The sequence below is a fragment of the Paraburkholderia sp. RCC_158 genome (assembly GCF_041355255.1).
GTDB lineage: Bacteria > Pseudomonadota > Gammaproteobacteria > Burkholderiales > Burkholderiaceae > Paraburkholderia > Paraburkholderia graminis.
Window position 1 is genome coordinate 318146 of the sequence record NZ_JBFUPM010000006.1, and the last position, 12470, is coordinate 330615.

Here is a 12470-nt window from a genome sequence, read left to right on the forward strand (position 1 = left end):
GCGACTCGCTCCGCGGCATTTTTCTTTTACAAGCGACTTCTCAAATAGCGGATCGGAACTCAACCCGGCTGCTTACCCGATCCAAGATCCGCTCCCGTCACCGGATCGATCGCAGTGTCCGAAGCGGTTCGCGAAGCCAGCGCGCCGAGTACTTCGACGTCCGCTTGCGTCACGTTCACCGACGGCAAACCGTCGCCACCGTCCACCGCCGGTTGCGGCGCTTCCACGAACTCCCATTCCGGCCCTTCGTTCCATGGACCGCGTGCGTCGCCTTCGCCCGAGGACATGTTGTAGTACACGTTTGTAAATTCTGGAACGCCCGGCAGCTTGCCCTGCGGGAAGTTTGGCTGGATAGAATGCAGCGCTTTTTCGAACGACTTCTGGTGAGCGATTTCGCGCGTCATCAGAAAGCCGAGTGCGTCCTTGATGCCCGGATCGTCCGTGATATTCAGCAGCCGCTCATAGACGATCTTCGCGCGCGCTTCCGCGGCGATGTTCGAGCGCAGGTCGGCGGTCGGCTCGCCGATCGTGTCGATATACGCGGCCGTCCACGGCACGCCCGCGGAGTTCGTCAGCGGAGGCCCGCCGCCGTACAGCAGCGCGGTCGTGTGCGAGTCGTTGCCGCCGCCCGTCAGCGAACGATACAACTCCGCTTCCTGCTCGACGCCTTCGGCAAGCTGGCCTTTCGCGCCCTTGTTCAACATGGCGACGATCGAGCCGATCACTTCGAGGTGGCTCAACTCTTCCGTGGCGATGTCGAACAGCAAATCCTTGCGGCCCGGATCGTCTTCAGCGACGGCCTGGGTGAAGTACCGGCACGCGGCTGCCAACTCGCCCTGGGGCCCGCCGAATTGCTCGAGCATCAGGTTGGCGAGGCCCGGATTAGGGGCGGCGACACGCACGGTGTATTGAAGTCGCTTGTTGTGAACGAACATTGGCTTCTCCGTTGAGTATGGTTGGGAAACGTTGGACTGCACGCTTGCCTGCGCATGCGCCGTACCTGGTGCGAATGCGACGCGCTACGGTCAATCACATGCCCGTCCGCTTCGCCAGGCACACCCGTTGCGCGATGCAGGGCTCCTAACCACTACCTTGGGAGTTGCATATGACACAGCGAAAGACTGTCGATGATCTGTTCGTTCACATGCTGTCGGATATCTACAGCGCCGAGAAGCAATTGACCAAAGCACTGGCGAAGCTCTCGCGCGCTGCGTCCGATCCGCAATTGAGCGAGGCATTCAAGGTTCACTTGGAAGAAACGCAGGGACAGGTGGAAAGAATCGACAAGGTTGTAGAAAGTTGTGGCGTGAAGTTGAAAAGAATGAAGTGCGTCGCGATGGAAGGCCTGATTGAAGAAGGCCAGGAACTCATCGACGAAATCGAAAGAGGACCGGTGCTCGACGCGGGTCTCGTCGCGGCCGCGCAGAAGGTGGAGCACTACGAAATCGCGTCGTACGGCAGTCTCTGCGCGATCGGCAAGCAGTTGGGCTTTACCGAGGCGGTTAATCTGCTGAAGGAAACGTTGGAAGAAGAAAAGGCTACGGATCTGAAGCTCACCGAATTCGCGGAGCGCGCCGGCAACGAGAAGGCAAAGCAGCAGAAGTAAGCAGCGGTAAGCAGCGCGGTTCCCGTCGAATGACGAGCGAAATCCCGCCCGTTTCAGGGCGGGATTTTTTATGGCAATACGCGGCGACGCACCGCGCGGCGCGGAACCTGTATCAGGTTTTATCGCCCACAGCGCGGCTTCCTACCTGGTCGAGTTTGCCTTGCAACTCCGTCTTGCGCTTCGCGATCTTCTGGCCGAGCCCCTTGACGTCGAGATTGGCCTTGCGCAATTCAGGGAATAGCTCGTTCTCTTCTTCCTCGACGTGATGTTGCACCATTTCGCTCATCACCTTGAAGGTTGCATCGAAGCCCTTATCGCCCGCCTTCAGCGTTTCGAATTTGCTGATTAGCGTCTTCACGAGAAAGTGCTCGACGTAGGCTTCCTCGACGTCGACCACATCGCTCGACGGAAGCGCTTTGCCCGCGGCCGGATAAAGAAGTTCTTCCTCGATGATGGTGTGAATAGTCAGTTCTTCACACGCGCGTTGGGCGAGGGTGGCTTTCGCTTCGAGATCGTCCTCTTTGGCCTGCTTGAATGCGGTGAAAAGCTTTTCGACCGCGCGATGGTCCGCGATCAGTAATTCCAGTGCGTCGTCGGTGTTGGGGGTTGGTTGTTGTTCCGGCATGTCGCTCTCCATGTTGGACGCCGCCGCGTGGCGGCATGTCTGAGCGAAGCATCGCAAGCATTGTGCCCGTTGGCGGGCGGCTCTCTGCCAACAGTCAGCTTTTGCTCTTGCGCGGCGCCGCGGCATTCACGAGCGGATTGAATGCGGCCCTTCCAGCAGGCTTGCGTGCGGACGTGTCGGCGTCTTCGCTCTTCGCGGAGCCGCGTCGCCCGTTAGACGACGTGCCGCGTGTACCGCGCGTACCGCGCGTGCCGCGTGTACCGCCGGATAATTGCCTCGCGAGTTCGGCGCTGTCTTCGTCGTCTTCTTCTGCCGGCTCTTCTTCCTCGACTTCTTCTTTGACTTTGCTCGCTGCACGGCTTGTCTTTTTCGTTTTAGGCGCGCCCGCAATATGTTCGATGATGGACGTGAACGACTTGCGCGCCGCCCGCAGCGATTCGCCCGGCAGCATGGTCAGAGCGACGACTTCGTGAAGCGAGCGTCCGTCGACGGAGCGCTCCGTCGGCTCAGTGTCCCAGTCGGGATTCGCCGTGGCGAACGACGCGATAAGCCGTTCGAGGACGGCGGGCGACAGTACGCCGCCGTCATACAGACTGATGATCGCGCGCTCGGCGAGAGCGAATGGTGTGGCGGAAGCTTTGGGCACCGGTCTCGCCTCCTGGCCGATAGCGCGCGCGAGTTCAGTGGTTTGGGTTCTTTAAACAGCCTGTCGCGCTTCGCTGCCTTTCAGCTCGCCATGGCGATGCGCATGAGTGGCCGCGTATTTGAGTTCGAAGTGGGCGCCTTTGCCGCTGCGCGTCGGCGGAAAATGTTCTCCCTCTACGCAGGTCACTTCGAATGTTCCCTTGCCGTCGTCATGAACGACTGCATAGATGCCGGACGTCTTGACGATTTCGCCGGGCTTGAACGAGTTATCTCCTGCCATTTGAAACTCCGTGAGTGAATAGGCGACAAGCTTTGCGATGCAACGCTTGTGCCACGCGCGTCAAATGCGGCGCTCAGAAAACACGCAACGGGCTCGACCTTCGCGCGGGGCCCACAGGACTGCCTTCGCCAAGCAGTACCTGAACGATTCCGCGCGTCGATACGCTCACCCATGCGGAATGGATGTCTTTCGCGCGAACCCAGCGGCACCGGCTGATCTCTCGGCCCGGAACAGGCTCGATGTCATCGGGAATACGCGCGGCGAATACATAGTGGCGAGTGCGCGCGCCCCAGAATTCGAAGATGTAGTGAAGCACGAGATCGGTCAGTTGCGTTTCTTCCAGAAGTTCGCGAATGGCCGCTGCCGCGACCGATTCGCCAGGCTTGCATCGGCCGCCGGGCAGCGCCCATCTTCCATTCGATCTCGCGACGAGGAGGATGCTATTGGCGCGTAGACAGAGTATGGTGGCTCGCTGCTTCATCGGATATCGGGCAAGAAAGGGCGACCTTACAAAGCATGCACTATGCCTTCCCGGCAAGCGTCCGGGAACCACAAATGCTACTCGCAGGGCAGCGTCTTCCGAGCCTGCATGGGTGGGCTATTGTTGCAATTCAATTTGAATCATTGTCTGTAGAGGTGGCGAACATGTCGAAGCCGCATCGGTTTCCCCCCGCGCTCGCGGTCCCTGGTATCGTATTTATCATTATCGGTTTGGCGTTAGCCGCGGGCGGAGTCCCGCTGGTCACGCTTGGCGGCTCCTGGTATTACGTCATAACGGGCATTGCGATCGCGCTGACCGGTGTGCTGCTGTTCATTCGCCGGCGGTCGGCGCTCTGGTTGTTCGCGCTCGTTCTATTCGGTTCGACCATTTGGGCGGTCACGGAAGCACGCTTCGATTTCTGGCAATTGCTGCCGCGTTTGTGGGTGTGGCTGGTGCTCGCGTTGTGGCTGCTGTTGCCGCCCGTCGCGGGCAAACTGGTGTTCGGGCCGCCGGCCGCGCATCGCGAGGGCGTGGTGCCGTTGGCTGCGGCCGTGATCGTGACGGTGCTGCTTGGCATCGGCACCGCATTCAATCATCCGTACGATCGCCCCGGCACGCTGGCCTCCACCGCCGCGGCGCCGAGCGCGACGCTTGCCGGCGATGCGAACCGCCAGGCCGGCGACTGGACCGACTATGGCGGCTCGCCGTTCGGTCAGCGCTATTCGCCGCTTACGCAGATCACCCCTGAAAATGCGCGGCAATTGAAGGTCGCCTGGCAATTCCAGACCGGCGACAAGCCGGGTCCGGGCGACCCGACTGAAACGACCGATGAAAATACACCCATCAAGGTGGGCAACAAATTGTTCCTCTGCACGCCGCACAGTATCGTGATTGCACTCGATCCCGCGTCGGGCAAAGAACTGTGGCGCTACGATCCGCATATCCAGAGCCCCGTCGGTTTCAAGCACTGGGAACATATGACATGCCGCGGCGTGTCTTATCACGACGACGCGATGTATTCGGCGAATGCGACGACCGGGGCCGCGGAAAATGCAGCGGGGGCTTCGGCGCCGGGCACGAGCACTGGTGAGAATGTGGCTTCAAATGCGGCCTCGAATGCGGCTGCGGCTTCGGGCGCGACTGCAAGCGTGACTGCGGATGCATCTTCCGGCGCGGCTGCATCGACGCCTGCGGCCGACGCCGCATCGGCAAGCACCGAATCGGCGAACGCGGCTTCCGCGGCGGCCGACACTACGCAATCCGCAGCGGCTGCGACTACTGCGAGCGATACTGCCGCCGCCACGCAGCAGACAGCCAACGCCAACACCAACGCTGCAGCCAGCGCCGAATGCCCGCGCCGCATCTTCCTGCCGACCGCCGACGCGCGCCTCATCGCGCTCAATGCGGACACGGGACAACCGTGCACGCACTTCGGCAATAACGGTCAGATCGACCTGCGCACGAACATCGGCCCGTTCACACCGGGCGGTTATTACTCGACATCGCCGCCGGCGGTCACGCGCGATCTCGTGATTATCAGCGGTCACGTCACCGATAACGAATCGACCAACGAACCCTCCGGCGTCACGCGTGCATTCGACGTGCATGACGGCCATCTCGTGTGGAACTGGGACGCGGGCAATCCGGACGCGACGCAGCCCGTTGGCCCCAACCAGACATATGTTCGCAATTCGCCGAATATGTGGTCGGTGTTCAGCGTCGACGAGAAGCTCGGCATGGTCTATCTGCCGCTCGGCAATCAGACGCCGGACCAGTGGGGCGGATTGCGCACGCCGGCTTCCGAGAAAGTGGCAGCAGGCGTGGTTGCACTCGACCTCGCAACCGGCAAGATGCGCTGGAACTATCAATTCACGCACCACGATCTGTGGGATATGGACGTCGGCGGCCAACCTTCGCTAATCGATTTGCAGACGGCAGGCGGCGTGCAGCCTGCGCTAATTGCATCGACGAAACAGGGCAGCATTTATGTGCTGAACCGCGAGACCGGCAAGCCTATCGTGCCTATTACAGAAGAACCCGTGCCTCAAGGCGCCGCGTCGGGCGACCACACATCGCCGACGCAGCCGTTCTCCGCACTTAACTTCAAGCCGCCGAAAGTGCGCGAACGCGACATGTGGGGCACTAATCCTTTCGATCAGTTGTGGTGCCGCGTGAAATTCAAATCGCTGCGTTACGACGGCATGTTCACGCCGCCTTCGGAACAGGGATCACTCGTATTTCCGGGCAATTTCGGTGTATTCGATTGGGGCGGCGTCGCGGTCGACCCGGTGCGGCAAATACTCATCGCGAATCCGAGTTACATGGCCTTTACTTCGAAGCTGATACCGCGTTCGCAGATTCCGTCGGATAACGGCGAGAAGAAGGGCAGCGAAACGAGCGGCATCAAGCTCGCTCGCGGCACGCCGTATGGATTCGAGATCAACGCATTTCTTTCGCCGCTCGGCATTCCGTGCCAGGCGCCGCCGTGGGGTTATGTCGCGGGCGTCGATCTGCGCACGAACAACATTGTGTGGGAGCACAAGAACGGCACGATCCGCGATAGCGCGCCTTTGCCGATTCCGATGCCGCTCGGCGTGCCGAGTCTCGGCGGCATGGTGACGACCGCTGGCGGCGTCGCATTCCTCTCCGGTACGCTCGACTACTATTTGCGCGCCTATGACGTGCGTAACGGCGAGCGCTTGTGGGAGGCGCGCTTGCCCGCAGGCGGCCAGGCTACGCCGATGACCTACGCGGACAGCAATGGCAAGCAGTATGTGCTCGTCACCGCGGGCGGCCACGGCTCGCTCGGCACGAAGCAGGGCGACTATGTGATTGCGTACACGCTGCCGTAATCAAGGGTTTGCATTGAAGACCAGAGCGCCGGCGAGTACGAGGAAGAACTCCCTCGTATTCGCTGGCGCAATACGCAGTACGCAATACGCATTCGCAGCGCGCGACTATCGACAAAAATTTGAAAACGTTACGCGTCGGCGAGCAAACATTTCACCGGGCACAATTGAAGAACCCGTTCCACAAAAGAGTTAATGCGTAGCCGCGCGTAATATAACTTTCAATACGCCTGCTATTAGACCTACCGTGGCCACGCCCAGCATCCATAAACCGACGAACCATGCGAATCGTCGCCACATGTCAGTGGTATCCCTCGCCGGGGCGCATTTTGCCTTTGAAGACGGAATACGCGTAGACGGTATAGCCGAGAATCATCGGTACGGTAATCGCAGCGCCTACCAGAAGAAATAGCAGGCTCGAGTGCGGCGCAGCGGCATCGCGGAAAGAAATGGCGGGCGGCACCAGGTTCGGATAGAGGCTGATGAGAAGTCCCGCATAACAAAGAATGAAAATGCCATAGGCAAACAGCAAGGGCAGTACATGCCTGCGCGCCGACAGGCTGCGCCAGAAGCCGGCCGCGAGAAGAACCAGCAAGATCGGCACTGGCGCCGTGAATGCAATCGCCGGCCAGCGGAACCAGCGTTCGGCGAGCGAGCCTTGCAGCATCGGAGTCCATAGCGTGACCACCACGATTAGCGCGAGTACTGCCACGGCCATGCTGCGCGCGTAGCGTCGGCAGCGTTCATGCAGTGGACCTTCGGTGCGCCAAATGAGCCAGCATGAACCCAGCAACGTATAGCCGACGATCACCGCGAGTCCGCACAACACGGTGAAGCCCGTGAGCCAGTCCCACCAGCCGCCGGAATACGAAACGCCTTCGACGTGGATGCCCTGAAGCAGTCCGCCGAGCACGAGGCCCTGGCATAAAGCAGCCATGACGGAGCCGGAGAAGAAGGCGACGTCCCACCACATGCGCCCCGAGCCTGTTGCGCGAAAACGGAATTCGAAAGCCACGCCGCGAAAGACGAGTGCGAGCAGCATTGCGATGATCGGCGGATAGAGCGCGGGCAGAATGATCGAATAGGCGAGCGGAAAAACGGCAAAGAGTCCGCCGCCGCCGAGTACGAGCCATGTCTCGTTGCCGTCCCATACCGGCGCAATGGAATTGACCATCAGGTCGCGGTCTTCCCGATTGCGCTCGACGGCAAACAGAATGCCCACGCCCAGATCGAAGCCGTCGAGCAGCACGTACGCAAGCACGGCAAACGCGAGAATCGCGGCCCATATGAGCGGCAGATCAATCGTGGCGGCTGTCATGGCGTGGGTCCTGTGAAAGAGCGTTATCGCTAGAGGCCGATGCTGGTTGCCGTTGCGCGGGGCCCGGCGTGATGCCCGCGCTGCGATGCGGCTTGTCCTTCGCGGGCCCTTCGGTGGCGAGCGACGGCGGCCTCGCCATGAGCCGCAACAGGAACACCATTGCCGCGCCGAATACGATCAGATAGACCACGCCGAAAGCCGCGAGCGATGTTGCAACGCCGGGCGCGGCGATGGGCGATACGCTGTCGACGGTACGCAAGTGGCCATACACGGTGTAAGGCTGACGGCCGACTTCGGTCACAGTCCAGCCGCACAACAGCGCGATCAGCCCGGAAGGTCCCATCGCGACCATGAGCCGGTGCAGCCAGCGCGCGCGATAAAGCGAATGCCGCGCCCGCAATGCGAGACTCGCAAAGCCGGTCAGCGCCATCAGCACGCCGAGTCCGACCATGATGCGAAAGGTCCAGAAAATAAGAGGTGAAAACGGACGATCGGCCGGCGGGAATTCCTTCAGCCCCTTAATCGAGCCGTTCCATGTATGCGTAAGAATCAGTGCGCCGAGGTGCGGAATCTCGACGGCGTAATCGGTCGTTTCCGTCTTCATGTTTGGCATGCCGAACAATATGAGCGGCTGGCCCGGTTTCGACTCCCAGTCGCCTTCGAGTGCGGCGATCTTCGCGGGCTGATGCTTGAGCGTATTGACGCCGTGCTGGTCGCCGGCGACGATCTGGATCGGCGCGACGATGCACGCCATCCATAACGCCATCGAAGCCATCAGGCGCGCCGGCTCGTTGCTCGAATCGCGCAGCAGGTGCCATGCACCCACGGCGCCCACGATGAATGCCACGCTTAAATACGCGGCAAGCACCATATGCACGAGCCGATAGGGGAACGACGGATTAAAGATGATGCTGAGCCAATCCGCGGGAAAAAAGCGGCCGTCCACCATCGTGAAGCCCTGCGGCGTTTGCATCCATGAATTGACGGCCAGAATCCAGAACGCGCTCATCAACGTGCCGATCGCCACGAGCGCCGTGGCGAGAAAATGCAGTCTGGGTCCGACGCGCTTCATGCCGAACAGCATCACGCCGAGAAAGCCCGATTCGAGAAAGAATGCGGTGAGTACTTCGTAGCCCATCAGCGGGCCTACTACAGGACCGGCACGATACGCAAAGCCCGCCCAGTTGGTGCCGAACTCATACGACATGACGAGGCCCGACACCACGCCCACGCCGAATACCACGGCGAAAATCGTCAGCCAGTAGCGAAATACCGCCAGATAGACCGGCTTGCCGGTGATGAGCCACGCACCTTCGAGAACCGCGAGATAGCTGGCGAGCCCAATCGACATCGCCGGAAAAATGATGTGAAAGGCGATGGTGAAGCCGAATTGCGCGCGGGCGAGAAAGAGAGCGTCAACCGAGGGTGGCATCGCGGAACCTCGAGTAAGGGACGTGAGCGGACATCGACGAACGGGCAATCGCCCGGCAAGCGCTCATGCAGGGTAGCAAATACGTGACCCGATTGCTTGAATGGATGCGGCAGTGCGAACGGGCACGCGGTAGTGCTTTGTAACCCGCCGTGTAACCCGCCTTGTACCCCGCCTTGTAACCCTATTGTCAGCAGCAGTGCTCATTGCGCGGCACGGGTACAGGCTTTGCTCACCGCCTGTACATTGACGATCGCGCGGAGACGATGATGAAAGAGAGCGATACCACACGAGACTACCCGTATGCATCCGGCGGCTGGGGGTCGTTGAAAGCGGTCACGACGATCCTGGCGCAGGAGCATGTGAGCGTCAAAGACAGCGCAGCGCTGCGCAAGCAGAACAAACCGGACGGCTTCATGTGCGTAAGCTGTTCGTGGGCGAAACCGGCCGACCCGCACGTGTTCGAGTTTTGCGAAAGCGGTGCGAAGGCGACGGCGTGGGACCTCACATCGAAGCGAATGACGCCCGAGTTCTTTCAGCTTCACACCGTAACTGAACTGTTGTCATGGCACGACCATGATCTGGAGGAAGCCGGGCGGCTCACCGCGCCGTTGCGCTACGATCCCGCCACCGACAAGTACGTGCAGGTCGAATGGCAACAGGCATTCGACGAAATTGGCCGCGAGTTGAATCAGCTCGATCCGGACAGCGTGGTCTTTTACGCGTCGGGCCGTGCATCGCTCGAAACCTCATACATGTACCAGCTTTTCGCGCGCATGTATGGCACTAACAATCTGCCGGACAGCTCGAACATGTGTCACGAGAGCACCAGCGTCGGCCTGAAGGAAGCGATCGGCGTAGGCGTCGGCACGATTACGCTCGAGGACTTCGAGAAGACCGATCTGATGTTCTTCTTCGGCCAGAATGTCGGCACCAATAGTCCGCGCATGCTTCACCAGTTGCAGGACGCGCGCAAACGCGGCGTACCTATCATCACGTTCAATCCGCTTCGAGAGCCGGGCCTCGTGCGCTTTGCCAATCCGCAATCGCCGGTGCAGATGCTGACGCCCGACAATACGCAGATCAGCACGCAATATCATCAGCTCAAGACGGGCGGCGATACCGCGGCGATTCTCGGCATCTGCAAGGCGGTGATTGCGGCCGACGATCTCGCCATCGAACAGGCGCGGCCGCGCGTCATCGACGTCGATTTCATTCGCGAGCACACAACCGGCTATGAAGCGTTCGCGAACTATGCGCGCGAGGCGTCGTGGGCGGACATCGAGAAAGTGAGCGGCTTGCCGCGCGAGGCGATAGAAGCTGCGGCAAACGAGTACATGAAAGCCAATGCCGTGATGATTCACTACGGCATGGGACTCACGCAACACCGACTCGGCGTGCAGAACGTGCGCATGGTATGCAACCTGCTCTTTCTGCGCGGCAATATCGGCAAGCCGGGAGCCGGGCCTTCTCCGGTGCGTGGGCATTCGAACGTGCAGGGGCAGCGCACCGTCGGCATCACGGAGAAACCGGAACTCGCGCCGCTCGACAAACTGGCCAGTCAGTTCTCGTTCGAACCGCCGCGCAAAAAAGGCCTGAATACCGTCGAGGCATTCGAGGCAATGCTTAAAGGCGAGGTTAAAGGCGTGTTCAATCTCGGCGGCAATCTCGTGCGTTCAGTACCCGACCGTTTGCGCATTGAACCCGCATGGCGCGGTTTGCGGCTGAACGTGAACGTTGCGACGAAGCTCAACCGCAGCCATCTCGTGCACGGCGAGATTTCGTACATTCTGCCGTGCCTGAGCCGCATTGAGATCGACCGGCAGGCGAGCGGCGAGCAAGCTGTTTCGATGGAAGACAGCACCGCCTGCATGCATGGCTCGCATGGCGTGGCCGAACCCGCGAGTGAGAACATTCGCTCGGAGCCGTACATTGTCGCCGGCATTGCAAAAGCGACGCTGGGCACGCGCTTTAACGTCGATTGGGATGCGTGGCGAGACGATTACTCGGTGGTGCGCGACGAAATAGCGAAGACGTACCCGGAGATTTTCCACGATTTCAATCAGCGCATGTGGACGCCCGGCGGATTTCACAAGCCTTTGCCAGCCAGCCAGCGGCAATGGAAAACAAAGAGCGGCAAGGCGGAGTTCCTCGTGCCCAAGGCGCTAGGCGAAGATCCCGACATGCCCGAGCGTGAACCGGACGCGCTGCGGCTCATGACGCTGCGCTCCGACAGCCAGTTCAATACGACGATCTACGGTCTCGACGACCGCTTTCGCGGCGTGCAAGGCAGCCGCATGGTTGTGCTGATGAATCCGGACGATATGGCGGCGAGCGGTCTTTCCGAAGGCGACAAGATCGGCTTGCAGACCATCGCCGACGACGGCTTTGACCGGCGCGTCAGCGGCTTTACCGTGAAGGCGTATGACATTCCGCGCGGCTGTATCGCCGGCTATTACCCCGAGTGCAATCCGCTATTGCCGCTGTGGCATTACGCGGAAGAGAGCAAGGTGCCAGGGGCGAAGTCGATTCCGGTGAGGATTGTGGATAAGCCGGGCGTGCAGGTTTCGGCGTGACAAATCAGCCGGGCTTCCTACAGCCCGGCTGATCGTAAGTGCGTAATCAGCGCTTAATTGGCGCTTAATCGGCGTACCGAGTTCTGCGCGATTTCGGCAGGCAATGCGTCGCGCCGATCACAAGCAGAGAGCCGAGCAGAAACGTGGCGACCGGAAAAGTGCCCGCCGTATTCACCGCGATTTCGCGCGGACGTTCGCCGAGAAGCTGGAGTCTGCGGCGCGTCATCTTCGCGCCAAGCGAACGCAACTCGTCCTTCAATGCGCGTTCGGCGGTGGGCAGCAGTACCGTTTCCTCATCGGCCACATGGTGCATGACTTCGCGCATCAGTTGCTGAAAGAGGCCGTCGTAGGCAGCGTCCTCGGGACCGGTCGCGCGCAGCTTCGCAATCGTCGCGCGCATTTCGTCGTGTTCCGGGCGGCTCTTTTCGAGCGTCTGATCTTCGCTGAGTACACCGCCCAGCGCCGGGTAAAAGATCTCTTCTTCCAACTGCGCGTGAATTTCGAGCGCGGCACACACTGAATTGACAATCGCGCGCTTGCGCCACCACGCGGTGTCCGGATGATAGCGATGGAACGCGGTGAGTACATGCATATGATCCAGGCGGATCATTGAGGTGATGGTGGGCGACATCGACGAATTGCTATCGGGCATGGCAGTTCT

The 12470-nt window shown here is 60.6% G+C and carries 11 protein-coding genes; 3 read left to right on the top strand and 8 right to left on the bottom strand.

Features of this window, described 5'->3' with window-relative positions; translation table 11 throughout:
• Nucleotides 1-59: 59 nt before the first annotated feature.
• On the bottom strand, nucleotides 60-935 hold the full coding sequence (locus AB6809_RS15170; RefSeq protein WP_029966262.1) for a manganese catalase family protein: 876 nt from the start codon (nucleotides 933-935) through the stop codon (nucleotides 60-62).
• 170 nt (nucleotides 936-1105) lie between these two features.
• Between AB6809_RS15170 and AB6809_RS15175 the strand changes: the two genes are divergently transcribed.
• Nucleotides 1106-1606, top strand: a complete 501-nt coding sequence (locus AB6809_RS15175) for a ferritin-like domain-containing protein (protein WP_006049352.1) — start codon at nucleotides 1106-1108, stop codon at nucleotides 1604-1606.
• Nucleotides 1607-1718: 112 nt separating this feature from the next.
• Here the strand turns inward: AB6809_RS15175 and AB6809_RS15180 are convergent, their stop codons facing one another.
• From AB6809_RS15180 to AB6809_RS15195, 4 genes are all read right to left on the bottom strand, one after another.
• Nucleotides 1719-2231: a hemerythrin domain-containing protein gene (locus AB6809_RS15180; RefSeq protein ID WP_029966258.1), complete on the bottom strand. Its 513-nt coding sequence runs from the start codon at nucleotides 2229-2231 to the stop codon at nucleotides 1719-1721.
• A gap of 94 nt (nucleotides 2232-2325) precedes the next feature.
• Nucleotides 2326-2877 carry a hypothetical protein gene (locus AB6809_RS15185; RefSeq protein ID WP_029966257.1) on the bottom strand — a complete coding sequence of 184 codons (552 nt, stop codon included), beginning with the start codon at nucleotides 2875-2877 and terminating at the stop codon, nucleotides 2326-2328.
• Nucleotides 2878-2928: 51 nt separating this feature from the next.
• The gene (locus tag AB6809_RS15190; protein WP_006049355.1) at nucleotides 2929-3156 is read right to left on the bottom strand and encodes a hypothetical protein; all 228 of its coding nucleotides are present in this window, start codon (nucleotides 3154-3156) and stop codon (nucleotides 2929-2931) included.
• Between the two features lie 73 nt (nucleotides 3157-3229).
• Nucleotides 3230-3637 (bottom strand): NUDIX hydrolase, encoded by a 408-nt coding sequence (locus AB6809_RS15195; RefSeq protein WP_029966256.1) that lies wholly within the window; start codon nucleotides 3635-3637, stop codon nucleotides 3230-3232.
• 164 nt (nucleotides 3638-3801) lie between these two features.
• On the opposite strand from AB6809_RS15195, the gene AB6809_RS15200 reads away from it, so the two are divergent.
• On the top strand, nucleotides 3802-6489 hold the full coding sequence (locus tag AB6809_RS15200; protein ID WP_029966255.1) for a glucose/quinate/shikimate family membrane-bound PQQ-dependent dehydrogenase: 2688 nt from the start codon (nucleotides 3802-3804) through the stop codon (nucleotides 6487-6489).
• Between the two features lie 298 nt (nucleotides 6490-6787).
• Here the strand turns inward: AB6809_RS15200 and cydB are convergent, their stop codons facing one another.
• Complete coding sequence (gene cydB / locus AB6809_RS15205; protein ID WP_029966253.1) at nucleotides 6788-7804, bottom strand: cytochrome d ubiquinol oxidase subunit II; 1017 nt, start codon at nucleotides 7802-7804, stop codon at nucleotides 6788-6790.
• Nucleotides 7785-9236 (bottom strand): cytochrome ubiquinol oxidase subunit I, encoded by a 1452-nt coding sequence (locus tag AB6809_RS15210; protein ID WP_029966251.1) that lies wholly within the window; start codon nucleotides 9234-9236, stop codon nucleotides 7785-7787. The genes cydB and AB6809_RS15210 overlap by 20 nt, the downstream gene beginning before the upstream one ends.
• A gap of 266 nt (nucleotides 9237-9502) precedes the next feature.
• Between AB6809_RS15210 and AB6809_RS15215 the strand changes: the two genes are divergently transcribed.
• Nucleotides 9503-11809 carry an FdhF/YdeP family oxidoreductase gene (locus tag AB6809_RS15215; RefSeq protein WP_029966249.1) on the top strand — a complete coding sequence of 769 codons (2307 nt, stop codon included), beginning with the start codon at nucleotides 9503-9505 and terminating at the stop codon, nucleotides 11807-11809.
• A gap of 64 nt (nucleotides 11810-11873) precedes the next feature.
• Here the strand turns inward: AB6809_RS15215 and AB6809_RS15220 are convergent, their stop codons facing one another.
• Complete coding sequence (locus AB6809_RS15220) at nucleotides 11874-12461, bottom strand: hemerythrin domain-containing protein (RefSeq protein WP_006049360.1); 588 nt, start codon at nucleotides 12459-12461, stop codon at nucleotides 11874-11876.
• Between the last annotated feature and the right edge of the window lie 9 nt (nucleotides 12462-12470).

What these genes read in the sequence shown, in the direction of transcription:
- AB6809_RS15175 (WP_006049352.1), top strand. Translation starts at nt 1,106, where the DNA reads ATGACACAGCGAAAGACTGTCGATGATCTGTTCGTTCACATGCTGTCG.
- AB6809_RS15200 (WP_029966255.1), top strand. Translation starts at nt 3,802, where the DNA reads ATGTCGAAGCCGCATCGGTTTCCCCCCGCGCTCGCGGTCCCTGGTATC.
- AB6809_RS15220 (WP_006049360.1), bottom strand. Translation starts at nt 12,461, where the DNA reads ATGCCCGATAGCAATTCGTCGATGTCGCCCACCATCACCTCAATGATC.
- AB6809_RS15195 (WP_029966256.1), bottom strand. Translation starts at nt 3,637, where the DNA reads ATGAAGCAGCGAGCCACCATACTCTGTCTACGCGCCAATAGCATCCTC.
- cydB (WP_029966253.1), bottom strand. Translation starts at nt 7,804, where the DNA reads ATGACAGCCGCCACGATTGATCTGCCGCTCATATGGGCCGCGATTCTC.
- AB6809_RS15180 (WP_029966258.1), bottom strand. Translation starts at nt 2,231, where the DNA reads ATGCCGGAACAACAACCAACCCCCAACACCGACGACGCACTGGAATTA.
- AB6809_RS15210 (WP_029966251.1), bottom strand. Translation starts at nt 9,236, where the DNA reads ATGCCACCCTCGGTTGACGCTCTCTTTCTCGCCCGCGCGCAATTCGGC.
- AB6809_RS15190 (WP_006049355.1), bottom strand. Translation starts at nt 3,156, where the DNA reads ATGGCAGGAGATAACTCGTTCAAGCCCGGCGAAATCGTCAAGACGTCC.
- AB6809_RS15215 (WP_029966249.1), top strand. Translation starts at nt 9,503, where the DNA reads ATGAAAGAGAGCGATACCACACGAGACTACCCGTATGCATCCGGCGGC.
- AB6809_RS15170 (WP_029966262.1), bottom strand. Translation starts at nt 935, where the DNA reads ATGTTCGTTCACAACAAGCGACTTCAATACACCGTGCGTGTCGCCGCC.